20 protein-coding genes are annotated in these 24433 nt (G+C 68.4%); 11 read left to right on the top strand and 9 right to left on the bottom strand.

The genetic code is table 11. From position 1 onward, the window contains the following. Positions 1 to 95: 95 nt before the first annotated feature. The gene (locus ESB00_RS17310; protein WP_129049094.1) at positions 96 to 788 is read right to left on the bottom strand and encodes a glycosyltransferase family 2 protein; all 693 of its coding nucleotides are present in this window, start codon (positions 786 to 788) and stop codon (positions 96 to 98) included. 142 nt (positions 789 to 930) lie between these two features. On the opposite strand from ESB00_RS17310, the gene ESB00_RS17305 reads away from it, so the two are divergent. After that, complete coding sequence (locus ESB00_RS17305) at positions 931 to 2256, top strand: flippase (protein WP_164976285.1); 1326 nt, start codon at positions 931 to 933, stop codon at positions 2254 to 2256. On the opposite strand, the gene ESB00_RS17300 is transcribed toward ESB00_RS17305, so the two are convergent. Continuing rightward, a complete protein-coding gene (locus tag ESB00_RS17300) occupies positions 2253 to 2885 on the bottom strand; it encodes a class I SAM-dependent methyltransferase (protein WP_246026516.1) in 633 nt (210 codons plus the stop codon). The two genes, ESB00_RS17305 and ESB00_RS17300, sit on opposite strands and share 4 nt — an antisense overlap. Positions 2886 to 2989: 104 nt before the next feature. On the opposite strand from ESB00_RS17300, the gene ESB00_RS17295 reads away from it, so the two are divergent. From ESB00_RS17295 to ESB00_RS17285, 3 genes are read left to right on the top strand one after another with little or no spacing between them, the layout of a single operon-like run. Then, entirely contained in the window at positions 2990 to 4687 is a 1698-nt protein-coding gene (locus tag ESB00_RS17295) for a methyltransferase, TIGR04325 family (protein ID WP_129049090.1), read from the top strand. After that, a complete protein-coding gene (locus ESB00_RS17290) occupies positions 4684 to 5640 on the top strand; it encodes a class I SAM-dependent methyltransferase (RefSeq protein ID WP_164976284.1) in 957 nt (318 codons plus the stop codon). Before ESB00_RS17295 ends, ESB00_RS17290 begins: the two co-directional genes overlap by 4 nt. After that, entirely contained in the window at positions 5637 to 6698 is a 1062-nt protein-coding gene (locus tag ESB00_RS17285; protein WP_129049084.1) for a hypothetical protein, read from the top strand. Before ESB00_RS17290 ends, ESB00_RS17285 begins: the two co-directional genes overlap by 4 nt. Here ESB00_RS17285 and ESB00_RS17280 read toward each other — a convergent pair. Further along, a complete protein-coding gene (locus tag ESB00_RS17280; RefSeq protein WP_164976283.1) occupies positions 6647 to 7393 on the bottom strand; it encodes a glycosyltransferase family 2 protein in 747 nt (248 codons plus the stop codon). The two genes, ESB00_RS17285 and ESB00_RS17280, sit on opposite strands and share 52 nt — an antisense overlap. Before the next feature lie 50 nt (positions 7394 to 7443). Between ESB00_RS17280 and ESB00_RS17275 the strand changes: the two genes are divergently transcribed. Both ESB00_RS17275 and ESB00_RS17270 read left to right on the top strand, forming a co-directional pair. Then, positions 7444 to 8349, top strand: coding sequence for a glycosyltransferase family 2 protein (locus ESB00_RS17275; protein WP_129049079.1), 906 nt, complete (start codon positions 7444 to 7446; stop codon positions 8347 to 8349). A 29-nt stretch (positions 8350 to 8378) separates the two neighbouring features. Then, positions 8379 to 9716 (top strand): hypothetical protein, encoded by a 1338-nt coding sequence (locus ESB00_RS17270; RefSeq protein ID WP_129049076.1) that lies wholly within the window; start codon positions 8379 to 8381, stop codon positions 9714 to 9716. Here the strand turns inward: ESB00_RS17270 and ESB00_RS17265 are convergent. Both ESB00_RS17265 and ESB00_RS17260 read right to left on the bottom strand, forming a co-directional pair. After that, positions 9713 to 11131 carry an exopolysaccharide biosynthesis polyprenyl glycosylphosphotransferase gene (locus ESB00_RS17265; protein WP_129049074.1) on the bottom strand — a complete coding sequence of 473 codons (1419 nt, stop codon included), beginning with the start codon at positions 11129 to 11131 and terminating at the stop codon, positions 9713 to 9715. The two genes, ESB00_RS17270 and ESB00_RS17265, sit on opposite strands and share 4 nt — an antisense overlap. A 6-nt stretch (positions 11132 to 11137) precedes the next feature. Next, positions 11138 to 13147: an O-antigen ligase family protein gene (locus tag ESB00_RS17260; RefSeq protein WP_129049071.1), complete on the bottom strand. Its 2010-nt coding sequence runs from the start codon at positions 13145 to 13147 to the stop codon at positions 11138 to 11140. 102 nt (positions 13148 to 13249) lie between these two features. Between ESB00_RS17260 and ESB00_RS17255 the strand changes: the two genes are divergently transcribed. From ESB00_RS17255 to msrB, 3 genes are read left to right on the top strand one after another with little or no spacing between them, the layout of a single operon-like run. Further along, positions 13250 to 13927, top strand: coding sequence for a TVP38/TMEM64 family protein (locus ESB00_RS17255; protein ID WP_129049068.1), 678 nt, complete (start codon positions 13250 to 13252; stop codon positions 13925 to 13927). Next, complete coding sequence (gene xseA / locus ESB00_RS17250) at positions 13927 to 15207, top strand: exodeoxyribonuclease VII large subunit (protein WP_129049066.1); 1281 nt, start codon at positions 13927 to 13929, stop codon at positions 15205 to 15207. The genes ESB00_RS17255 and xseA overlap by 1 nt, the downstream gene beginning before the upstream one ends. A gap of 30 nt (positions 15208 to 15237) precedes the next feature. Then, positions 15238 to 15828 (top strand): peptide-methionine (R)-S-oxide reductase MsrB, encoded by a 591-nt coding sequence (gene msrB / locus ESB00_RS17245; protein ID WP_218938776.1) that lies wholly within the window; start codon positions 15238 to 15240, stop codon positions 15826 to 15828. Between the two features lie 9 nt (positions 15829 to 15837). On the opposite strand, the gene ESB00_RS17240 is transcribed toward msrB, so the two are convergent. The 3 genes from ESB00_RS17240 to ESB00_RS17230 are packed head-to-tail and all read right to left on the bottom strand — an operon-like array spanning position 15838 to position 20441. Further along, complete coding sequence (locus ESB00_RS17240) at positions 15838 to 17496, bottom strand: hypothetical protein (protein ID WP_129049063.1); 1659 nt, start codon at positions 17494 to 17496, stop codon at positions 15838 to 15840. Between the two features lie 2 nt (positions 17497 to 17498). Beyond that, entirely contained in the window at positions 17499 to 19052 is a 1554-nt protein-coding gene (locus ESB00_RS17235) for a hypothetical protein (protein WP_129049061.1), read from the bottom strand. A gap of 18 nt (positions 19053 to 19070) precedes the next feature. Beyond that, a complete protein-coding gene (locus ESB00_RS17230; protein WP_246026515.1) occupies positions 19071 to 20441 on the bottom strand; it encodes a DUF1343 domain-containing protein in 1371 nt (456 codons plus the stop codon). Positions 20442 to 20537: 96 nt separating this feature from the next. Between ESB00_RS17230 and ESB00_RS17225 the strand changes: the two genes are divergently transcribed. Continuing rightward, complete coding sequence (locus ESB00_RS17225; protein WP_246026514.1) at positions 20538 to 22250, top strand: tetratricopeptide repeat protein; 1713 nt, start codon at positions 20538 to 20540, stop codon at positions 22248 to 22250. A 5-nt stretch (positions 22251 to 22255) separates the two neighbouring features. Here ESB00_RS17225 and ESB00_RS17220 read toward each other — a convergent pair whose 3' ends face one another. Beyond that, a complete protein-coding gene (locus ESB00_RS17220) occupies positions 22256 to 23317 on the bottom strand; it encodes a 3-deoxy-7-phosphoheptulonate synthase (protein WP_129049929.1) in 1062 nt (353 codons plus the stop codon). A gap of 88 nt (positions 23318 to 23405) precedes the next feature. Here ESB00_RS17220 and ESB00_RS17215 point away from each other — a divergent pair, with 88 nt between their 5' ends. Beyond that, complete coding sequence (locus tag ESB00_RS17215; RefSeq protein WP_129049053.1) at positions 23406 to 24401, top strand: SAM-dependent methyltransferase; 996 nt, start codon at positions 23406 to 23408, stop codon at positions 24399 to 24401. Positions 24402 to 24433 lie beyond the last annotated feature (32 nt).

Raw genomic sequence — 24433 nt, 5'->3', positions numbered from 1 at the left:
GCAAGGAGGGGCCGGTCTGGGCGGTGAGGGAAAGGCCGGTGAGCCGTGGTCGCTTCCCCGCTGTTCGCGCTCAGTTGTCCGGGCCGCGGGCCGGCTCAGGCCCCGAAATTGTAGCGCACGATCGCGTAGAGCGCGCGGATGCCGTCGCGCCAGCCGATCTTTTTGCCCTCGGCGTAGGTGCGGCCGTAATAGCTGATGCCGACCTCGTAGATCCGGCAGCCCTCAAGGCGCGCGACCTTGGCGGTGATCTCGGGCTCGAAGCCAAAGCGGTTCTCCTGGATCCGAATCTGTTGCAGCACTTCCCGGCGGAACACCTTGTAGCAGGTTTCCATGTCGGTGAGGTTCAGATTGGTCATCATGTTCGAGCAGAGGGTGAGGAAGCGGTTGCCCACCATGTGCCAGAAATAGACCACGCGGTGCGCGTCGGCGCCCATGAAGCGCGAGCCGAAGACGACGTCGGCCTTCCCGTCGAGGATCGGCTTGAGCAGCTTCGGGTATTCCTGCGGATCGTATTCGAGATCGGCATCCTGCACGATCACGGCGTCGCCCGTCGCGGCCGCGAAACCGGTTCGCAGCGCCGCGCCCTTGCCCTGGTTGACGGAATGGTAGATCACCCGGTCCACGAGCGCCTCGATCTCGGCCTTGAGGATGTCGCGCGTGCCGTCGGTCGAGCAGTCGTCCACGACGATGATTTCCTTCGCCTTCACCGGCGCATGACGCACCGCCTCCACGATGCTGCGGATGGTGTTCCGCTCGTTGTAGCAGGGGATGACGACGGAGAGCTTCATGAAGCGCGGGCAGGCTAGGGCAACCCGGGTGGGGGGAAAGCACATTTGCGCGGGTTTGCCCCGGAACTGGCGGGCGCCTTGCAGCGGCCGGTGGCGGGCGGCAACCTTGACTGTTCCACCTGCGCACGGCATCGCATTCGGCATGCAATCAGTCCGGGCCCTGCTGGCGAAACCGCTCGCGCAAAAAGCGGTGCGGAATTTCGGCTGGCTGGTGGTCGAGCGCATCGGGCGCCTGGTGCTCGGCGTGCTGGTGGGCTTGGTCGTGGCGCGTTACCTCGGTCCGGCCGAACTTGGTTCCCTGACCTATGCCATCGCGATGGTCACGCTGTTGGGATTCCTGCCGGAGCTCGGGTTGGATTCCGTCCTGCGGCGCGAGCTGCTCAAGACACCCGACCGCACGCCTGCCCTCCTCTGCACCGCTCTCCTGCTGCGGTTGGGTGCGGGGACGCTGGCCTATGCCGGGTTGGTGGGTTTGGTCGCGCTCGGATTCGGCGGGAGCAGCGTGGAGCGCCGTTTGCTGCTCATCGTCGGGCTCATCTTGTTTCAGCCGGCGGCCTACCTGAACGAGCTTTGGCTGCAAGTGCAGCTCCAGGCGAAACGCGGCACCATCGTCCAACTGGGCGCATTGTCCGTGTCGGCGTGCCTGCGGCTGTGGCTGGTTTCCTCCGGGGCCTCGGTCCCGGCGTTTGCCTGGGTCATTATCGGTGAACTGGTGCTCTGCACGGCCGGGTACTACTGGGCGGCCCGCGGACTGGGCCTGCGCTGGCCGCTCCGCCCGGCCGACGGGGCGACCACGCGGTGGCTGCTCACCGAGGCCTGGCCGCTGATGTTCGCCAATCTCGCCGTAATCATTTATCTGCGCATTGACGAGGTCATGCTGCGGTATCTGGCCGACGCGCAGGCGGTGGGCGTCTATGCTGCGGCGGTGAAGCTGAGCGAACTCTGCTATTTCCTGCCTACGGCCCTTGCCGCCAGCGTGCTGCCCGCCCTCCTGCGCGCCCGCGAGCAGGCCCCGGCGGTTTACGCGGCCCGGCAGCAGCAATACTATGATCTCAGCGCGGGGGTGGCTTATCTGCTCTCCGTGCCCATTGCGCTGGCGGCGCCGTGGATCGTCCGTCTTGCCTATGGCGAAAAGTTCGCGGATGCCGCACCCATTCTGTCGGTTCACATCTGGGCCAGTGTGTTTGTCTTCCTGGGCGTCGCGCGCGGGCAATGGCTGGTCAACGAGGGTCTGCAGAAGTTCTATCTCGCCGCCACCCTGAGCGGGGCGGTCGCCAATGTGCTGCTCAACTGCCTGTTCATTCCGCGCTGGGGCGGGCTCGGGGCGGCTTATGCGACCGTGGTTTCCTACGCGCTGGCCGGATGGCTGGCCTCGTATTGCCACCCCGCCGTGCGGGTGGCCGCCCGGGCCCAGACCCTGGCTTTGCTCATCCCCCTGCGGGCCTGGTCCTATTTGCGTCGTCGCTAGGCGGTGCGGGCTGCGGGTTTCCGGGCGTCCACCATGAGTGACGTGTAGGCGAGGCGGCCGCCCTGGTTGCGCTCATCGAAGCGGCGGGAACGGTGGATCATCCCGTCGGCGGGGGCCCAGTCGCGGTGATGAAACTTCCCCGTCCGGTCAAAGTGCTCCAGCAACTCCACCGCGAACCCCGCGGCCGTGAGCAGGGCGACCAGGCTTTCGTGGTCGTAGAGCACCTTGTGATCATCGGCCCCCGGGCCGTTGCCGCCGGGGCGCACCCAGTTCAAGTAGGCGGGATCGGGATTGAAGCCATCCGGGACGGCCAGCCGCAGGTAGCCTCCCGGCTTCAGGTAGGTGAAGCAGACGGCGGCGGCCCGGGCGCCGTTATCCGGCGTCAGGTGTTCCCACACATGCTCGGCGAGAATCGCATCGATCGAGTTAGGCCGGAAGAATCGTTCCCAGTCGGACGGCTTGAGCAGGTCGAGGAATTCGATGTCGGTCTGGATCCAGCCCTCGGGCGTGATGCCGGCGCTCCCGACCACGATGCGCAGGGGCCGCCCGGCCGTGACTTCCTGCTGCAAACGCCGGATGTCCCGCCGGGTTTGGAGCAGAGTCCCGGGACGGAGCAGGATGCGGCGCAAGGATGCAAACAGACTTCCCAATGGCAGGGGGATGCTTTTGATGCCGTCATGCAACAGAACGCGGATGGCATGGCAAGCGAGCACGCGCGCTCGCCCGCCGGAGCATGAGCCAGGGACCGGCACTTATTCCGGTGGTGCTCTTTGCCTATGCCCGCCCCGCCCATCTGGCGCGGGTGCTGGCATGTTTGCGCGAAAATGCGGTTCCGCTGATCTACGCCTTTTCCGACGGGGCCAAAGGGCCGGAGGATGCCGCGAAGGTGGCCGAGGTGCGCGCCCTGTTGCGCGATGTTGCCTGGTGCGACCTCCGGTTGACCGAGCGCCCGGAGAATCTCGGCCTGGGGCGCAATGTGCTGGCCGGGGTCGATGAGGTGGCGGCCAAGCATGAGGCCTTCGTCGTGTGGGAGGATGACCTGATTTGCGTCCCGGGCACCTATGATTGGATGCGTGCCGCTCTCCGGCACTACGCGACGGATCCGCGGGTGATGAGCGTGTCGGCTTGGACCCATCCGCGGGTGACGCCGGCGGATGTGGGCGACTGGCCCTACTTCGATGCCCGCGCCGATTGCTGGGTGTGGGGGGCGTGGAGCCGTTCGTGGACGGGTATGAATCAGGAAAGCGCCATGGATAAAATGCGTTCGGCCGCGCGAAGGGGCGTGGCTGCGGATGCGCACGGGGCGGATCTCCCAATGCAGGCGGCCCGCGAAAAACGGCGAAATGTCTGGGCGGTTCGCTGGCTGTATCACCATCTCCAGTCGGGTGGGCTTTGTCTGCGACCGCCTTGGTCGATGGTTGAGCACATTGGTTTCGACGCGGGTGCGACGAATGCCGGTGGTGCGGAGGAATGGCAGAATCCGCCTTTGCGCAAGGCTCCGCGACAGCCTGATGTCTGGCCGTCGCCGGAGGTGCATCCGGGTTGCCAGGCCTTGTGGCGGGCCGCTTATCCACCGACCGGCTTGGTCACCCGGTTGGGCCGCCGGGCACAGGGCGGTCTGCGCCGACTGTTCAGGACCGTCACACCCTTGTCGTTGCGAACTTCCCTCCGGGCGATCTTCGGCTGGCGCTGGTTTCGCGGCGACTACCGCACTTGGGTCGAGGCTCGCGCAGTTTCCGGAGGATATGACGATCGGGCCATTCTCCGGAAGGTGCTCGCCGCCACGCTGGAGGTTAAGGCCGGGCGTGCAGCTTTCGAGCGGGACAGCGTGCTGTTTGCGCAGCCGGAGCCCGACGTGGCGTTACTTGGGATTTTGCAGTCAATCGCCGCCAATTCCGCTGGCAGGCTGCGGGTGCTGGATTTTGGCGGCTCGCTCGGTTCCACTTACTGGCGGCACCGGTTCCAATTACCGTCGGGAGAAAACCTGCGCTGGGATGTGGTCGAGCAGCCGGACTACGTGGAGGCGGGCCGACGACACCTCGCCGACACCCCGCTGGGCTTTTATCACGACGTGTCGTCCGCGCAGGCCGCGGGGCCGCATGATGTGCTGCTGTGCTCCTGCGCCCTCCAGTATCTGGATGAACCGTTTCGCTGCCTCGCGCAGTGGAGCCGCCTCGGCATACCCTGCCTGCTGCTCAACAACCTGCCGCTCCACGACCACGGTCCCGACCGCTTGTGTGTCCAGCATGTGCCGCCCTCCATCTATGCGGCCAGTTATCCCGTGTGGTTTTTCAACCGCGCGGACTTCCGGCGCCGGGTGGCTGCGCACTACGAAATCGTGAAGGAGTTTGACGCCGAAGCGCGCTGGCCCGTTGGCTGGGGCATGCTGCAATCAACGGGCATGCTGTTGAAACGGAGGGCGGACGCGTGAGTCTGGTGGACCGGATTTTACAGGAACCCGAGCTGCGGGCCACGCCGCCGGTGCTGGTCGATATCGGGGCGGCGGGCGGCGTGGCACCGGTGTGGCGCAGCATCGCGCGCCACTCCATCGGCGTGGGTTTTGAGCCCGACGCGCGTGACACCGAGCGCTTGGGGCGGGCCCACGGGGCCTTCGGCCGCTGGATCTACTGCGAGGGGCTGGTGGCGCCGACCGTGGAGGAAGGCGGCCGCAAAAACTTCAACCTTACCCAGTCACCACATTGCTCCAGCCTGCTCACGCCGCGGGCCGACCGTCTGCAGGACTGGGTGTTCGCCGATTTCTTCACGGTGGAGAAAGTCGTGGCGGTGCCGGCGGTCACCCTGCCGGCCGCCCTCGCGGCCAACGGGATCGACCGGGTGGACTGGCTGAAGTGCGACACGCAGGGCCTGGATCTGGGCATCTTTCTCAGCCTGCCGCCGGCGTGGCGGCAACGCCTGCTGGCGGTGGATTTTGAACCGGGACTCATCGATGCCTACGAGGGCGAGGACAAGCTGGCCGAAGTGCTGGCGGCGATGGAACGGGAACCCTTCTGGCTGGCGCGGCTGGACGTGGTCGGCACGGTCCGCGGTCGGCGCGACTTGTTCGCCCGGCACCTCGGGCCCCGCTGGCTGCCCTGGGTGCGCCGGCTGGCGCCGACCGCTTCTGCATGGGGCAATCTCCGGTATTTGCGGGATTTCTCCCGGCTTGCCGACTCGCTTGACCGGCGCGCCTGGCTCCTGGGCTGGGTGTTCGCCACGCTCCTGGGGCAGCACGGTGCCGCGCTCGATCTGGCGGAACAGGGTGGTGCGCGGTTCGGCGGCGACCTTTTCCCGGAGATGGCAAGGGCCAGCGTGCGCCACCTGCGCCGGTCCATGCTGCTCGGGTTGCCCGGGTGGTTGTGGCGGCGGCTGACCGGCCGGTCATGAACCACTACTGCACCTACTTCGACGGCGGTTTTCTTCCGCAGGGGCTCGCGTTGTGGCGCTCACTGGCGAAGCATGATCCGGACTCGGTCCTCTGGGTGCTGGCTCTGGATGAAACGACGGCGCGGGTGCTGGGTGGGTTGGGCGGCAGCTTCCTGAAGGTGGTGACACTCGCCGAACTCGAGTCCGCCGATCCGGAACTCGCACGCGTGAAATCCACCCGCACGCGCGCCGAATACTATTTCACACTCTCGCCCTCCTGGCCGCGTTACCTGCTCCGCAAGCGGCCGGACCTCGGGCGCGTGACCTACCTCGACGCGGACATGCTCTTCTTCGCCAACCCCGAGGGCGTGTTCACCGCGATGGACGCCGCCGGGGCGAGCATCCTGGTCACCGGCCACCGCTTTCCCGAGTGGCTTCGGCACTACGAAAAGCACGGCCGCTACAACGTGGGCCTGCTGTCGTTTCGCAACGACGACTCCGGACGGGCCTGTCTCGACGACTGGCGGACGCAATGTCTGGCCTGGTGCCATGACCGGCTGGAGGACGGGAAATACGCCGACCAAAAGTATCTCGATGCCTGGCCCGAAAAATTCGGCGCGGCCGTGCTGGTGCTGGACGATCCGGGCGTGAATCTGGCTCCGTGGAACTGGACGGCCCAGCCTTGCGCCGTCGGGCCGGGAAGCGTTGCGGTGGACGGTCGTCCGCTCGTGCTGTTTCACTTCGCGCGCTTCCGCGCGATCACGGGCGACTGGTGGTGGCAGTCAGGACAACTCGACTACGGTGTCATGCCCTGGGCGCTGCGACAGGCCGTGTATGGGTCCTATTGGCGGGCCTTGGTCGCGGCGCGGGCGGAGATCCGGCAGGCGGAGCCGGCGTGGCGTCAACCCGTGCGGGCGGCGCGCTACGACCGGGACTTCTGGCGCTCCTTGCCGCTGCGTTTGCTGTTCGGCAGCGACTGGCTGCGGCTGGGCGACCGCTTCGTTTCGGGCCGGCTCGGTCTGGGCCGTTACTCGGGCCGGGTGCTGGCGAAGCTGCGGACGATTTTCTTGCGCAGATAGCGCACGCCGGAACCGGCATCCCAGAGCCAGCAGCGCCAGGCGGGAAAATGGCGGTGCCGCACCGTGATTTCCTCGCGGTAGCCGCTCCAGCGGCCGCTGTCGCTCAGGCCGCCGCTGCCGCAGACGGCGATGCGCGCGCGGACGCTTTGGAAGACGGTGCCGGCCTGCATCAGGCGCAGGTTGAAATCGTAGTCGGCACGCGTGGGGAGCGTGGCGTCAAAACCGCCGTGTTTCTCGAAAAGGGTGCGCCGGTAGAACGCCGCCTGGTGATGCACGAAGTTGCGTTGCACCGCCGAGCCCGTGGCGCCGGAGCGATAGACGCGCCCGTCATCGTAGGCTGCTTCACCCACGACCACGCCGGCGGTCGGGTTTTTCAGATCGGGCTTCACGGCGGTCAGCACGCCGCGGTCGGCCAGCCGGTCGTCGGCCCCGAGAAACAATACCCACTCGCCTTGCGCGAGGCGGAACGCCTTGTTCATGGCGTCGTAAACGCCGCCGTCGGGCTCGCTGACCCAGGCGCCGAGTCGGGCGGATTGTTCCGCCAGCCACTCGCGGGTCCCGTCGGTCGAGGCGCCGTCCACGACCACGACCTCGTGGTCACCGGCTTCCTGCTGCCACACGCTGCCGAGGGCCGTGCGCAGGGCCGGCCCCGGATTCCGGCATACGATGATGACGCTGATCAGGGGGGCGGGCATGGGACAGCGCAGCGTTGCGGTCGCCATGGGGAGCGACAAGGCTGGAGTGAGTGTCCGCCGCTCCGCCCCTCCTCTCCGTCATCATCGTGGCCTACCGGTCACGGGACGAACTGCCGGCCTGCCTCGGTTCGCTGCCGCGTGAATTGCTGGGGCGATCGGTGGAAGTGTGCGTGGTGAACAATTCGCCCGGCGACGGCGTGGCGGCGTGGATCGCCGGTGCCTTCCCGGGCGTGAAGTTCCTGGAATCCGGCGCGAACCTCGGCTTCGGCCGCGCCAACAACGCCGGTTTCCGCGCCACTTCCGGCGAGTGCGTGCTGTTTCTGAATCCCGACACGGTCGGCAACGCGGCGGCGCTGGAGCACTGTGTGCGCCGGGTGCTGGCCGAACCGGAGATCGGGCTGATCTCACCGCGGCTTGTGCAGGCTGACGGAACCCTCGACGCCGCCTGCCGGCGCTCAATCCCGACATTGTGGGATGGTTTCTGTCGCGCGAGCGGTCTCGCGGCGGCGTTTCCCAACTCGGCGCGGTTTGCCGGCTACAACCTCACCCATCTGCCGGTCGGTGGCACCTACGAGGTCGGCGCGATCAACGGTGCCTTCATGCTCGGGCGTCGCGCCGTGCTCGATGAGGTTGCGGGCGGCGCCGGCGCGGTCTTCGACGAGAATTTCTTCATGTATGGCGACGACCTCGACCTGTGCATTCGCGTCGCCCGGTCGGGCCAACGCGTGGTTTACGACGGCCGCGTGAGCCTCACGCACCTCAAGGGCCTCAGCGTCGCCAAGGACTACGACCGGATGGCGACCGTCATCTTCGATGCCAATCGCGACGTCTATCTGAAGCATTTTGGCCGCTCGGCCTTCGCGCGCTGGAAGTGGCGGACGGCGTTCGGACTGTGGAAACGGGTGGCGCTCTGGCGGGCGCGGCAGCGGGGGCACCGGCAGGTGCGGCCGGTATGAGCGGGGAGCGGACGCGACAGCCTGTGCGCGTGGCGGCCGCGCTCCTGGCGGCGCTGGTCGTGCTGGTGGCGCAGCTCGCGTTGGTGACTGTTGCCGGCACCGACATCCCGTTTCACGACCAGTGGGACGTGGAAGGACGGGGGCTTTACCCGGCGATGCGCGAGGGCGGCGCGCCGCTGGTGGCGGTCATTGCTCCGCACAACGAACACCGCATCGTGTGGACGCATCTGCTCAACCGCGGGATCTTCGCCGCGAATGGGCAATGGGACCCGCTGGTGCAGCAAACGGCCGGCGCCGGACTGCATGCGGTGATCGCAGGTTTGCTGGTCTGGTTTCTGACAGTTGGTTTGAGTGCCCGGCCGGTCTGGCTCGCCGGGGCGGCGGTGGGGCTGTTCTCGTTGCCGCTGGTCGGTTGGCACAACGCGCTGTGGGGATTCCAGTCGCAGGTTTATTTCGCGGTCGGATTCGCGGTGGGTGGCTTCGGCCTGCTGGCTTCGCGGGAATCCACCTTGGGGAGAAACATCGCCGGCTGGCTGGCCGTCGGCGCGTCCATGCTCGCCATGGGCCCGGGCCTGCTGGCGCCCGTGGCGTTGGGTGTTTTTTGCCTGCTGCGCATTCGTGAGGGTGCGGTCCGCTGGTCGCTGTTGGCGTTGGCCGGGCTGTTCTCGGTTGGCGGCTGGTGGCTGCACGCGCCGGTGCCGGTCCATGCGGAGCTGCAATCCGTCACGCCGACGGGATTCGTCATCGCATTCGGGCGGATGCTGGCATGGCCGCACACGGGGCAGCCGTGGGCGGCGCTGGTGCTGAACCTGCCGGTGGCGATCGTGCTCTTTCGTCGCGTGGTGCAAAAAGCGCCGACGGCGGTCGCCGCTGACTTCGCGCTGTTGCTGGCGTTCTGGACCATTCTCATTGCGGCTGGTGCTGCGTGGTCTCGTGGCGGGGGCGGAGAATTCGGCTCCGGGGTGCCTTCGCGTTACGCGGATTTCATGCTGTTGTTGCCGTTGGCGAACCTCGGCTGCGTGATCGCGCTGGTGCACACGGCCCGGCAACGATGGCTGGCGGCGGCTTGGGGTGGGTTTCTTCTCGTCGGCTGGGCGGGGATCTCGGCTGAGGTGATGCGCGGCATTATCCTGCCGCGAGCGAGCGACCGCGAGACGCCGGTGCGGCTGGTGCGGGAGTTTCAACGCACAGGTGATGCGGCGGTTTTCATCGGACAGCCGCGGCTGCTCGTGCCGCATCCGAATCCGGAATCGGTGCGCGCGGTGCTGACGGACCCGCGGATGAGAGAAGCGCTGCCGCCGTCGTTGCAGCCGGGGCAGCCCATGGGGCCGCTTTCACGCGGAGTGCGGACGCTGTTAGGGCGCTAGGCGCCGTTGCGCCAGCGCACGAAGGTCAGCAGCAGGATCTGCCCGTCGAACCAGAGCGACCAGTTCTCGATGTAGAAAATGTCGTAGCGGATCCGCTCCGCGAGATCGGTGTCGCCGCGCAGGCCGTTGACCTGCGCCCAGCCGGTCATGCCGGGCTTCACGAGGTGGCGCGGCAAGTAGTGCGGGATGACGGCGGAGAGCTGCTCGACATGGTGCGGGCGCTCGGGCCGCGGGCCCACGAGGCTCATGTCGCCGCACAGGACGTTCCAGTATTGCGGCAGCTCGTCGAGGTTCCAGCGGCGCATCCAGCCGCCGATGCGGAGCAGACGGGCGTCATTTTTCTGCGTGCTCTGGTTCAGGTGGTCGCTGGCCTCGGCATCGGGCCGCATGGAACGCAACTTGTAGAGCGTGAACTCCTGGTGGCCGGCGCCGATCCGCGTCTGGCGGAAGAACACCGGGCCGCGCGGCGACTCGGCCTTGATGAGCGCCGCCAGCACCGCGATGACGGGCGTGGAGACGATCAGCCCGACCAGGGCGCCGGTGAGGTCGATCAGGCGCTTGGCGGCGCGGTTGAAAAGCCGGGAAATGGCCAGGTCCTCGACGCCGATCACGGGCACGCTGCCGACGGTCTGCAGGCGCAGGCCGGTGAGGAAAATCGGGAACGCCGCCGGCACGACCTTCCACTCCACGTAGGTCCGTTCGCAGACGGCCGTGATGGCGCGCAGTCTGTCCGCCGGGATGTCCAGGTGCGCGGCGATCAGGACATCGATGCGTTCGCTGATGAGCACGGTGCCGAGGTCTCCGACCACCCCCAGCCGGGGCAGCGGGCAGTCCGCGACGCCGGAGCCTTCGTCAATGCAGCCGACCACCGCATAGGGATGGGCCGGGCCCTTCTGCATTTCCTGCACGAGGCCGTAGGCGGCGGGGTTCCAGCCGAGCAGGGCGACCCGACGCTGGAGGCGCGGCAGGAGTGCGGGGCGCGTGAGCACGCGGTAGAAAATTTCCCGCCACAGGCCGAGCAGCAGCAGGGTGACGAGCGCGGCGATGATCACGAAGAGTCGCGAGATCGGGGGGTCGAACTTGATGACCAGCGAGAACGCCAGATACACGACGACCCAGAATACCGTGCCGCGCGCGAGCAGGTTCAGGCTCTGCTGTTTGCGGAGAAGCATGCGCCCGTCGTAGAGACCCTGCTGGGCGAAGGCGGCCACGAGGAAAATCACGCCCATGATCACGAGCGGCAGGTAGGCGGCGAAACGTGCGTCGGGCACGTCGAGACCGAGCAGGCCCAGCGCCGAGTGGTAACGCAGCCACCAGCCAAGGCTCAGGCCGGCGAAGGCCACCACGAGGTCTCCGCCCAGCAGCAGGGCGGGCAGGGTGGTCTCACGCAGGGTGTCGGGCTTGGCGCCGGGCATGGGGCTTTACTGGCGCACCGGGACGGCCTCGTCCAGCAGCTTGAGCAGCAGCGGGGAGGGCAACCAGCCTTTGGGTGGCAGCGGGAACGGGAGCGCGGCAGCAAAGCGCGGGTTCTCGCGCACATCGTAGAGATCGATGGGCGGAGCCAGGTCGGCGTTGCGCATGAGCACGGGATAGCCGAGGCGCGTGCGGCGGTAGCTGGTTTCGGGCCCCGCGGAGACCTCTCCGAAGCGCGGGGCCAAGGTCAGCAGGGCTGCAGCGTGTTTCTCGCTCCATGTTGCCTTGATCTGGTGAAGTTGGGGAAGGATTTGGGCGATGAGGTGGGCGAAGTGGCGGGAGGATGCGTCACGCAGCGTGCCGATTTCCGGCACCGTCCACCACGGCGAGGCGAGGAAGAGCGGCTCATTGATGCATTCAAGCGCGAGGGCCCGCGCGGCACCGGTGCGGTCGCCTTGGTTCAGCCGCGCCAAGCCCAGTCCGAAATAGACGCCGCCCTTGTCCGGCACGAGCCGGGCGGCCGCACGGAAATGCGCCTCGGCTTTCGCCGGCTCCGGCACGACCAGGAGCCAGGCGAGGTTGAAGTGGGCGATTTCCTGGTCGGGATTCAGGGCGAGCGACTCGTTGAGCAACGCGACGGCACGGGCGTGTTGCGCCGGGTCGCGGGCGAGGCGCAGGGCCTCGACGTTCAGGGCCGGCGCGGGATCGCGTCCGCCCAGCACGAGGATGGCACCGGCGGCTAGCGCCACGCCCACGCTGACCCCGAGGCGGAGTGAACGTCCGGCGACCGCCGGGGCTGGCCGGGCCAGCAGAGCGCCCAGCACCGCAATGGCCGCGGCGATCACCGGCACGTCGAGCTGGAAATCCGTCAGCGCCAATACGCCGTAGCCGGCGAGCGTGGCGGCGGCCGGAGGCGAGCGCCGCCAGCTCAGGGCGACCAGCCCGGTGAACAGACCCGCTGCGAGCAGGCCGAGCACGCCGTTCTCCGCCCACACGTGGAGCGGGGTGTTGTGCAGCTGCAGCACGTTTTCCGCGCCGCCGTCAAGCGACTGGCGGTAGCGCGGGTAGGCAAGCGGGGTCGTGCCCGGTCCCCAGCCGAGGAACGGCCGGTCGGCGCCCATCCGCACTGCGGCGTCGAACATCGCCCGGCGCTGCACCGCACTGGCGTTGGGCGCCGCCGCGGGATCGGCGGGTCCGAGCAGGGCGCGCACGCGGGGGTTGGCCACGGCCAGCAATCCCGCCAACACCACGGCGAGGCCGGCGGCGAGCAAGAATCGTTTCCAGCCAATCCGCGCCATGGCCACCCCGGCGACGGCAAGGGCCGCGAGGCCCAGCAAGCCGCCCCGGCTGCCGCAGGCGAAGAGATTCAGCAGGCTGAGCAGGCCGCCCATGGTCGCTGCCGTTCGCGCCCAGCCCCTTTCCCGCCAGGCCAGCAGCGCGAGCCAGGGCAGGCCCAGCAGCATCAGCCCGGCCGTGTAGTTGGAGTGACCGAGCGGATGCGGGTTCCGCGTCTCGAAAAGCGAAGCGACGGTCCGGCCGGCGGCGAGCCGCTCGGCCACATCGCGCACCCAGTAGAGCGCGCTCACCAGCGCGACCAAACCCGCCCCGACGGCCAGCCACCGGCCCAGTTGCGCGCGTCGCCTGGCCTCGTCGGTCAGCACCCAGTCATACACGAGCAGAAACAGGCAGATCGCGGACAAGGGCAGCCCCGCCGACAGCAGGCTCGGGGCACGGTAAGGACTTGCCAGCGCGCTGAGCGTTGGTCCCAGACCCGCGAGTCCGGCCGTCAGCAGCCAGGCAAGCGCCGGCTGATTCATCGTGCCGGACGACACCCCCAGGCGGAGCAACAGACCCAGCGACGGCAGCGCGACGATCGCCACCAGCACCCCGTTCCACGGCGTGGCGAACATCCGGGTGGCGCTGCTTTCCGCGAGGGTCAGCCAGGCCAGGGCGGCCAGTCCCGCGCCCAGCATAACCCGGAGGGGAAGACGGGTCGGATCCTGTAGGACGGAACTCATGCGCGACGGGCCATGACAGGGCGGGCGCGCGGCGGGGGCGAGTCAGATTTCACGGCAAGGCGCCCTTGACGCTGGGCAAACAGGCGCGGCATCGTCGCACCCATGGTCGAAACTGCCGCACGCCCCAACCGGGCGCTCCTGCTCAAGCTCGCGATCGTCGCCGCCGTCGTGCTGGTGGGCGCCGTGCTGCTGGCCCGCGGCTACAACGTGATGGCGCTGGTCCAGCAGGGCCTCGGCCTGATCCGCAGCGCGGGGCCGGTGACGTTCTTCCTCGCGATGTTGCTGCTCCCCGCGGTCGGGGCGCCGTTGTCGTTTTTCTCGCTGACCGCCGGCTCGGTCTTTGGTCCGCAGCTCGGCCTGCCGCTGGTGATGGTACTGTCGCTCTCCGCCATCGCGTTGAACATGGCCCTCAGCTACGTGCTCGCGAGCCGGGCCTTCCGGCCGGTTTTGGAGGCCCTGGTCAAGCGGCTGGGCTACCGCCTGCCGCAGGTGGACTCGGGCGATGTGACCGACCTCATCGTGCTGCTGCGGGTGACGCCGGGTGTGCCCTTTCCGGCGCAAAACTACCTGCTGGGTCTGGCCGGCGTGCCCTTCGTGCGGTATCTGGTTGTGTCCTGCCTGATCCAGCTGCCGATCAACGGCGCGGTGATTTTCTTCGGCGAGGCCCTGCTGCACGGCAAGGGCAAGATCGCGCTCGTGTCGCTGTTGCTTCTGCTGGCGCTGATGACCGGCGCACACCTCGTGCGGAAGCACTACGGCGCGAAGAGAAAATCCCCCTGATGAAACCGGCCGACCCCAGTCTCGAAGACTCCGGGCGGGTGCAGAGCGTCACCGACTTCACCCGTCGGGTGAAGGAGCTGCTCAAGGGCGGCCTGCCGCCGTGCTGGGTGCAGGGCGAGGTCTCCAATCTCCGCGCGCAGGCCAGCGGCCACGTTTATTTTTCGCTCAAGGACGCCGGCGCGCAGCTCAGCTGCGTGATGTTTCGCGGCGATGCCGCGCGGCAGGCGGTGAAACTCCGCGACGGCCTGCAGGTGCTGGTTTACGGTGAGGTGGATGTCTATGAGGCGCGCGGCCAGTATCAGCTCATCACCCGCGCGCTCATCGAGCACGGCACCGGCCGGCTGCAGCAGGAGTTCGAGCAGCTGAAGCAGCGGCTCGCGGCGGAGGGCCTCTTCGATGCGGACCGCAAGCAGCCTCTGCCGCTCTTGCCGCGCACCGTGGGCTTCATCACGTCGCCGACGGGCGCGGCGGTGCAGGATTTCATCCGCATCCTCCAGCGCCGGCGCTGGACCGGCCGGCTCGTCGTCCTGCCGGCCAAGGTGCAGGGCGAGGGCGCCGCCGCGGAGATGGCCGCGCTGTTGCGCACGGCGGAGGCGCTCGGCCACTTCGACCTGCTCGTCATCGGGCGCGGCGGCGGCAGCATCGAGGATCTCTGGGCCTTCAACGAGGAATCCCTCGTGCGCGCCGTGGCCGCGTGCGGCGTGCCGATCATCTCGGCCGTGGGCCATGAGATCGACTACACACTGTGTGATTTCGCCGCGGATGTGCGGGCCGAGACGCCCAGCGGCGCGGCCGAGCTCATTTCGAGCCACTATCTTTCCTGCGTCGAGCGGCTGGACAACGCCGGGGGCAACCTCGACGACATTGCCGCCACCCGGCTGGAGCAGGCGCGGCAGCAGTTGGATCACCTGCGCAGCCGCCTGCGCCTGCTGTCGCCCACCGCCGCCATCGAGCAAAACCACCTCCGGCTCGACGACCTGCGCAACCGGCTGGCTGCGGCGCTCCGCGACTCGACGTCGCGCGGCCGGCAGGCGCTGGTTTCCGCCCGGACCCGGCTGGCGTCGGCCTCGCCGGAAAAGCGCGTGCAACTGGAGTCGCACCGCTTGCTGGCGCTGTGGAAGCGCCTCGAGTCGGCCAGCCCGCAGTCGGTGCTGAAGCGCGGCTATGCCATCGTGCGCGACGAGCAGGGCCGCCCGGTGGCCCGCGCCCAGGCCGTCAAACCCGGCCAGCCGCTGGTCAACGAATTCCACGACGGCCAGGTGCGGGTGCGGGTGGAATAACCGGCGTTTCTGGCTACTCTGACAGGGAACATGAAAACCTGTCTTCCGCTCCTGCTGCCTCTGCTTGCCGCCGGGGTGCTGGGCTTCGCTGAAATGAAATCCACCCAAAATCCCTCCGCCAAGGATACGCTCGAATGCGCCCCGGGCGAAATCTCCGCCTGCGGCCTGCCGTCCAACGTCGTCATCGACCTGAGCAAGGCGAAGGTGCAGCGCACCGACGAGGAATGGCGCGCCCGGCTCACGCCCGCGCAGTACCGCGTGGCCCGCCAGCAGGGCACCGAGCCGCCCTTCCGCAACGCCTACTGGGACCACAAGGCCGATGGCGTGTATTTCTGCGTCGGCTGCGACACCCCGCTCTTCGATGCGAAGCACAAGTTCGACTCCGGCACGGGCTGGCCGAGCTTCTGGCAACCGCTGGAGAAGGCCTTCCTCGGCGAGGAACGCGACACGAGTTTTGGCATGACGCGCATTGAATCGCACTGCGCGGTCTGCGGCAGCCACCTCGGCCATGTCTTCGACGACGGTCCGCGCCCGACCGGCCTGCGTTACTGCATCAACTCGGCCTCGCTGAAATTCATGTCCCGCGCCGACTATGCGAAATGGACGGCGGCGAACCGCTGAGCCCTCCGTTCAATTGCCCGGTGCCCGCCGACGGTAGAGACGGGCGCCGTTGAATTCATCCACCAACATGTAGTTGGCGCGGATTTCCCCGGCCAGGGCGGGGAAAGTGTGGTCGTGGCCGGCCTGCGGATCGAGGTAGCGCGTGCTGTTCGGGCCGACCGAGTCGAGGAAGAGGTCGGGTTGCTTGCGGAGGAAGTCACGCAGGTAGCGGAGCCGGTAGAACTCCAGGTAGGGCGAGGGCTCCAGCGAGCGCACCGAGCAGGCTTCCCGGGTGATCTGGTGCAGCCCGGTTTCCACGAACACGTAGCTCGACCAGCCCCACACGGCGAGCGTGTCGCCCGGCCGGGCCAGCCGGTGCACGCGTTCCGACAGCTCGGTGCGGGGTGCTGCGGAGAAATAGGCCAGGTTGCCGAGATAGGGATTCGGACTGCGCGCCCGCGTGCCCAGCAGCAGGGCCAAGAAACCGGTCGCCGTGACGGCAACCAGCCGCGTCCGGGCGGTGTCGGCGCCGTGCAGCGCCCGGTGCAGGCTTACGCCCAGCAGAAAAAGCAGCGGCAGCACCATGAACTGCCAGTAGTGCAGAAACGGTTTGCCGGGGTAGAGCGTGCAGGCCAGGCCGACGGCGCAGCTGGCCAGCGCGATCCCGCCCAGCCGGGCGGCCGGAGCCGGACCGTGGCGGACGAACTGCAGCAGAATGATCCAGGCCATGACCGCGGGCAGCCAGACGTGCAGCAGGCTGTCCGACTCGCGGGACAGGCGCAGGATTTCGGCGACGAGGCGTCCGGCCGGCAATCCCTGTTCAGTGTAGAAGACATTGTAGGCGAAGTAGGGGATGAGCACGTTCTCCCACTCGCCGGCGAGCGTGATCTGGCTGGAGAAGAGCAAGGCGGGCAACAGGGCGCCCGCGAGCAGGTAAACGCGATGCCGGCCCGAACTGCGCGTCCCGGCCAGGAATTCTGCGAGCAGCCAGCCGCCGCCGAAACCCAACCCGAGCGGCACGGCCTGGAGTTTGGCGAAAGGCAGTGCGCCCAGCAGCGCGCCGCCGAGAAAGTTCCAGCCGCGGCCCCCACCCAGGGACCAGCGGCGCACCGCGGCGTAGCCGGCCGCACTCAGCAGCGCCAGGGGCACCAGCTCGGTGGAGTAGTGCACGAGCTCCAGCGACAGGGTCAGGGCCTCGAACGCCAGGGCCGCGAGCACCGCCAGCCGCGCGGAGCGCCGGTCGAGCAGAATGGTCAGGCATTGGTGCGCGAGGAGCAGACTGAGCGTGAGCAGGGCGACCGCTGTGATCCGGGCCGGAAAATAGCCGGTCCAGTCGCACCACCAGCCCGCCGGCCAGAGGGCGAAGAAGGGCAGAGGACCAACGGTGCCGCCCTCCACCGAGCGCCAAAACACCGGGTCGTGCGCCAGCGCGTGCGCACCGGCCAGCAGCAGACTTTCGTCCTGATTAAATTCCCGCGGCAACAGGAGCATCGGCCAGCGGCCGGCGAGCAGCACCGCGGCAATTACCCAACCCCAGGCCCAGTCGTGGCCCCGCTCGGTGGCGGACGGGCCATGCCCCAGTGGGCGCACGGTTTGGAACAGCGCCGCGAGAATCACGGCGGCCACCACCGCGAGTTGCACCCCGGGGTGACGGTCAATCCAGCTGAGAAGGCTTGCAGGGAAAGTCATGCTCAGGGTTGGGCGACGCGGGTGGGCGGATTTTGGCGGAAGATGAGCCAGTCCGCGGTGGCGGTGGCAAAACGATACTCTGTCAGGTAGCGCAGTCGCATCGTCTGCTGGTGGTCGGCGTTGGGATAAACCACCTGGTCAAGCTGGCCGGGCAGATGCGCCCGGATGTGGGTCTCGTTCGGCGGGCGGCCGGCGAGAATCCGGTCGATGACGCCATATTCGAAGTGATAGGCGCGGGACTCCGCCATGAGCGAGGCCAGCGGGTCCCACGGGTAATACACCCGGTCCGGCTGGGTACGCGCATGGCTCCAGGCCTCCTCGCTCAGACAACGTGCGGGCAGCATCGTGAGGTGCGGGTAGCCGGCGACCTGGCGAACCGCTAGCAAAGCGGTGCCGGTGGCGAGCAGCAGGATGACCACCGCCTGCGCCAGCGCCCGGCGATGCGCGACGGTCGGCCAGCCCTGCGCGACGGCACAGACTGCGGCCAGCGCGAGGTAATAGACGGAATGCAGGGAGTTGCGGTCGCCGCCGATCTTGATCGCCGCCAGGATCCCCGTCGGGAGCAGCACGGTGGCGGCCGCCAACGGGAGCCACAGCGGATGCCACCGGTTTGTGTCAGTTCCAACAGTCGTCCGATCCCGGAACCGAATCCACAGCGCCGCGGCACAGGGCAGCCAGAAAAGCACCGAGTAGCGGCCGAGATCCGTAACTTCCGCCCACGCTGCCTGCCAGCCGCCGGGCCGGGCATGGGCCGAGGGCACCGTCCACAGGTTGAAGATCAGGTCGGGCAGCGGGAAAAACAGGATGAACACTCCTGCCGTCGCCAACAACGCTGCGCCGTAAGCCAGTAAATAGCTCCGGGCGGATGCCTGTCCGTGGCGCAGCCACAGCCAGCCGGCCTGGGCGAGCACCAGCGGCGCTTCGGTCTGCTTGGTCCAAACGGCCAGCACGCTGAGCGCGGCCGCCAGCCCGAGCCGGCGGCGCGACGGCGGTTGGTCCGTGAGCAGCAGCAGGCACGACCCGGCGCCGAGTCCGACGGCGATGGCATCCACGTTGAGCGCGGACGCCATATACCAGGTGGGATAAACCTGCAGCAGCGCGGCCGCGCCGAACACAAAAGCCACCCCGCCGGCGACGCGTGTGGGCGCCAGGCGCTGCGCGGCAACGAGGAGTGGGGTGAGCAGAAAAATCTGGTTGAGGAGCGCGGCAATCGTCAGCGCCGCCAGGGGCGAGCCGGCGAGCGCCGCCGGCGTCCAAACGAGCGCGGCGACCGGGCCGTAAAGCCAGCCGTTGATGGCGCCGCTGTGCTCCGGCGAATAGAGTGGCTGGCCGTGAAACAGGCCGATCGTCGGGGCCAGCCGGCAGGCGCTCCAGGTCCAGCGTGTGTTCAGCGCGGTCGTTTCCCAGTACGCGACGGCGAGCCCGCCGAGTAGCAGCGGCAGGAGTACCCACGCCAGCCGTTCCGGCCCGGCCCGCCCGGTCGCCCGGGCGCCGAGCCACAGCCCACCGCCCAGCAGGAGCGCCAGAACGATGAGTGACTCCGGCGAAGCGCGCATGACGGACCGGGGTCGGCCTCAGGGATAGAGCCAGTATTTCTTGCTGGCCGTCTGGGAAATCTTGGCGCGCTCGCTCCAGTTCTTCACGAAGAGCGCCGGGTCCACGCGCATGCCCTCCTTGCTCAGGGCGTCATACCAGGCGGTGGAGCCGACATGGATCTGGAAGGTGCGCTGCTGGCCGCTGGTGAGCGTGCCGAAGAGCTTCATCGGCGACCACTTCTCGGCGAGCTTGTGCATGTAGAAGGACAGCTCCGTGGGACGCCAGGCGTCCCAATCGACTACTTCCACAAACACGCCGGCGTTGGGCTTGCCGTTGCCCCCCCGGGTCTCGCGCTTCACGAAGCGGATGCCGGGTATCTTGAACGGTTCCAGCGCGGCGATGATCTCCTCCGGCGTTTTCTTGGGATAACTGATGCCGCGGGTCGGATACGGTGAGCTCTGTCCGGCCGGCAAGGCCAGCTGTGCCCAGGGCGTCTGCTCGCAACCGAGGCCGATCATGGCGTAGCCGATGATGGCGTCGTAGGTGGTGATCATCGGCGAGGTCGGCACCCAGGTGAGTTCCGTCTCGGGCCAGCGCATGCTGCGCGTCCAGCCGCGCATGGGGATGACGGTGAGCTTACCCTTCGCGCGCACGCTGTCCTTGATGGTGGGCAGCACCCGCGGGGCGTTTTTGGCCATCGTGGCCAGCTCGCCCATCGTGAGGCCGTGGACGTAAGGCACCCGGAACGCCCCGACATCGCTCATCCATTCGGGATCGAGCGGCGGACCGTCCACCTTGAGGCCGCCGAGCGGATTGGGACGGTCGAGAATGATCACCTCCACGCCGGCCTCGAAACAGGCCTCCATCGTGTAGCGCATCCAGCTGATGAAGGTGTAGGAGCGGACGCCGATGTCCTGCAGATCCACGACAACGGCGTGCAGGCCCTTGAGCTGCTCCTTGGTCGGGCGCTTGTTCTTTCCGTAGAGTGAGTAGATGGGCAGGCCCGTGGGCGGGTGCACGGAGTCGCCGAAGCTCTCGGCGGCCTTTACCTGGCCCTCGAGGCCGTGCTCGGGGGCGAACAGGCAGACCAGCTTCGACTGCGGCGCGCGGCGGAGCACGTCGATCGTGGTCTCGCCGCGGCGGTTCACGCCGGCACGGTGGGTGAGCAGGCCGAGCCGCTTGCCGGCGATGGCCTTGAAGCCCTCGGCCTCGAGCACGTCGATGCCGAGCATCACGCGCGGGAGCTTTTCGGGCGGCGGCTCGGGCTTGGGCTCCGGCTGGGCGACCGGCGGTTTGGGCGCGGGCTTTTGGTCGGACTTCTTGGTGTCGGTCGCGCAACCCGCCAGCAACGCGAGGAAGGCGAGCAGGAGCAGGCGGGGGAAGGTGGACGCGGGTGACCGGCGGAGCACGGACGGATTTCTGAAAACGCCTGCGCGGATTGGCGAGGAGATTCCGGAGCTTCGCCGCACTTGCCGCGCCCGGCCGGTGTGTGCATGCACGGAGGCGTGCGAACCTCGTCTCCTGAACCCAAGGCTTGGCGGTGCCTCACGGGCCCGTGGCCGTGGCTGCTCGTGTTCGCGGCGGTGGCGGCGGTCTATCACCGGGTGCCGCACCACCGGTTCGTGAACTTCGACGACCCGATGTTCATCTTCGAGAACACCCGCGTGGCCGGCGGGCTGACATGGGAGGGTTTTCGCTGGGCCTGGACCAACAAGGACGCGGTGCTCTGGCAACCGCTGGCCTGGCTGGGGCACATGACCGTCGCCACCGTGGGCGGGGTCGCTCCCGCACCGCACCTCGTGGCCAACGTCGCCCTGCATGCCTTGAACGCCGGACTCCTTGTCGTGGTGTTGCGCCGGCTCACGGGCCGGGCGGGGTGCAGCCTCGCGGCGGGCCTGCTTTTCGCCGTGCATCCCGTGAACGTCGAGGTCGCCGCCTGGGCCTCCCAGCTGAAGACCACGCTCAGCACGGCTTTTTTCCTGACCGGGTTGCTCGCCTACTCGCAGCCCGCCGGACGCTGGCCATCTCTGGTGGGCTGCGGTCTGAGCATGCTGGCCAAGCCGATGCTCGGAACTTTCCCCGGGTTGCTCATGCTGCTCGATCGCTGGCCGCTGGGCCGTGCACCCGCACCGGGCGCCTGGGGGCGCTGGCTGCGTGGCCACCTGCCGGCGGTGTTGGTGGCGGCCGGGCTGCTCGCCTTCACGGTGTTGCCGTGGGTCGCTCCGGCGGCGAACGACGTGGCGGCCATGCAGGCGCCCGACTGGCGGCGGCTGGCCTCGGTGCCGGTGAACATCGTGGCCTCGCTCGGACTCTACGTCTGGCCCGTGGATCTGGCGGTTTTCTACGAGGAACGACTCGGACACTCGCCGTTGCAGGTGCTGGCGGCCGTGGCGCTGCTCGCCGGGATTTCCGGGCTGGGGTGGCGGTGGCGGCACACGCGCCCGGAACTGCTGCTTGGCTGGGGCTGGTTCCTGCTGCTCATCCTGCCTTCCTCGGGAGTGCTGCGCGCCGGACAGCACGCGGTGGCGGACCGCTACCTTTATGTGCCGGGCATCGGGCTGCTCCTGATGGGGGTGTGGACGGTGGCGCGCACGGGGCTGATGTCCCGGGTTGCGTGGCTGCCGGCGACGGCGACGATTCTGACCGCGGGTCTGCTGGGCTGGCAGGCGCACCGCCAGGCGGATTATTGGGCGGATTCCGTGGCGCTCTGGCAACGCGTGGCCGACGTCGCGTCAGCTTCCGCAACGACGCACCAGAATCTTGGCAACGCCCTCCTGACGGCCGGTCGCTGGCAGGAGGCGGAAACCGAACTCCAGGCGGCCGCCCGCCTGGAGCCGGACAATCCGCGCGCCCATCTCAATCTCGCGATCATCGCCCACCAGACCGGCCGGATCGCCGAAGCGGTGACGCTCGCGGAGCGGGCCCGGGTTTGCGCCCCGCGGGATGCCCGCGTGCTTTCCACCTTGGGTTCACTCCTCGACGAAGTGGGCCGGACCGGGGAGGGTTTGCGCCTGTTGGAAGAGGCGGTGCGCCTCGATCCGCGCCTGCCCGAGGCGCAGCTCAATCTCGGGGTGCTGCTGGCCAAGTCCGGGCAACTGGCCCGCGCGGAGGTCTGTTTCGAGCAGGCCTTGCGCTTGCGTCCGGGAGATCCGTCGGCCGTGGCCAATCTGAACCTGGTGCGCCGTCAGCGTCAGGCGGAGCGCACCAAGACCGACTGAAAGCCTCAGCGGTGCTTGCGCCGCGCCACGACGGCGGCGGCGAGGCTTTCCAGCACGGGAATGGTTTCGCCGAAACCGAGGCAGGCGTCGGTGATGCTCTGGCCGTAAGTCAGCGGGCGGCCCGGCTCGTGTTTCTGGGCGCCGCCGATCAGGTTGCTCTCGAGCATCACCCCGAAGATTGCGCGCGAGCCACCGGCCACCTGCGCGGCGACGTCGGCCGCGACCGCCGGCTGCTGGTCGTGGCGCTTGCCGCTGTTGCCGTGGCTGCAGTCCACGAGCACGGACGGAACCGCGCCGGCCTTGGTCAGCAGGGCGACGGAGCGCGTGACGTGCAGGGCATCGTGGTTGGGCCCGGCTGCGCCACCGCGGAGCACGAGGTGGCAGTCGGGGTTCCCGGAGGTCGCGAGAATCGCGGGGGCACCCTCGCGCGTGAGCGACGGGAAGCAGTGCGGGTGCCGCGCGGAAACAATGGCGTCCACCGCCACCTGCAGGTCGCCGTCGGTGCGGTTCTTGAAACCGACCGGCATCGAGAGACCGGAGGCGAGCTCGCGGTGGATCTGGCTCTCGGTCGTGCGCGCGCCGATGGCGCCCCAGGATACGAGGTCGGCGTAGTATTGGCCGAGGGTGGTGTCGAGGAACTCGGTGCCGATGGGCAGGCCGGCGGCGTTCACGTCGAGCATGAGCTGGCGGGCGAGGCGCAGGCCAGTGTTGACCTGAAAGCTGCCGTCGAGGCGCGGATCGTTGATCAGGCCCTTCCAGCCGACCGTCGTGCGGGGTTTCTCGAAATACACGCGCATCACCACCAGCAGGTCGGCGGCCAGGCGGTCGGCCACGGGCTTGAGCTTGTGGGCGTATTCCAACGCCGCCTTGGGGTCGTGAACCGAACAGGGACCGACGACGGCCACGAGCCGGTCGTCGCGACCATGCAGGATCTCGACCACGGCGCGCCGGCCTGTTTGCACGAGCGCGGCGCCGGCCTCCCCCAGCGGCAGGTCCTCCTCGAGGATGGCGGGCGAGAGCAGGGGACGCGTGGTGCGGATGCGAAGATCGGAGGTCGGCTGGCGCATGGCGGGTGGGAGAGGCAAGCGCAGGCCGGAGGGAAAGGCACGGAGATTTTCGCCTCGCGGCGGCACAGTCGGGAGCAAAGCTGCGGCGATGCTCTCTCTCTGCCAGCACGGTTACGAAGCCTTTCTCGAGCGCGAACTCGCGGGCGCCGGGCTGGCGGTTTCGGAAAAGGGACCGGGCTGGGCTTTGGCGGCCGAGGGCGAGATCGCGAACCTGGCCTTTCCGCAGGTCACCCTGCTCGCGCCGCGGGAGTTCCGGGGTGAGTCGGTCAACGAGGTGGCGCGGCAGCTGGCGGACTTTTTCCTGGAGAGCCTGCGCGGTGAGCGCATCGATTCGGCGTGGTCCTGCTTTTTCGCGACTGTGCCCGAGGTGGTCGGCCTTGGCCGCCGGGCCAGCGGGGTGGAGAAGGCGTTCGAGGAACTTTTGCGCAAGAAGCTCAACCGCGTCGCCAAGCTCGCCACACCGGATCTGCCGCGCGGGCCGGGGCGGGCGCGGGGTCTTTTCGTGTTTTTCGCGGACTTCGGGCGGGTGTTTGCTGCGCGGGAGGCCGTGCTGGGGGGGCAGCGCCGCATGGCCGATGACGACGCGGCGCCGTCGCGCTCCTACCTCAAGGTCGAGGAAGCCTACCTCGTGCTCGGCCGCGAGCCGCAGCCGGGTGAAACGGTGGTCGATCTCGGCGCCGCGCCCGGCGGCTGGAGCTACAGCGCGGCCAAGCGCGGCGCGAAGGTCATCGCGGTGGACAACGGCCCGCTCAAAGGTGGCGCGCTCGGGCATCCGCTGATCGCACACCGCATGGAGGACGCGTTCAAATTCCGCCCGGCGGAAGGCGAGGTTTTTGACTGGCTGTTCTGCGACCTCGTCGAGGAACCGCACCACGTCGTGCAGAACATCGTCGCGCCGTGGCTCGCGGGCGGCTGGTGCCGGCGCTTTGTGATCAACCTGAAGTTCGGCCACGTGGACCCGCTGGCGCTGCTGCGCGAGGTCGGCGCCGCGGGCTCGCCGTTCGCGCGGCACGCGACGAATCTGCGCATTCGCCATCTTTATCACGACCGCGAGGAGTTTACTCTCGTGGGCGAGCGCGCCTGAGCGGAAACCCCACGGGTGGGGTGGCCAGCGGG

The organism is Oleiharenicola lentus, assembly GCF_004118375.1.
Taxonomy (GTDB): domain Bacteria; phylum Verrucomicrobiota; class Verrucomicrobiia; order Opitutales; family Opitutaceae; genus Lacunisphaera; species Lacunisphaera lenta.
This window is presented reverse-complemented; position numbering and strand designations above follow the sequence as displayed.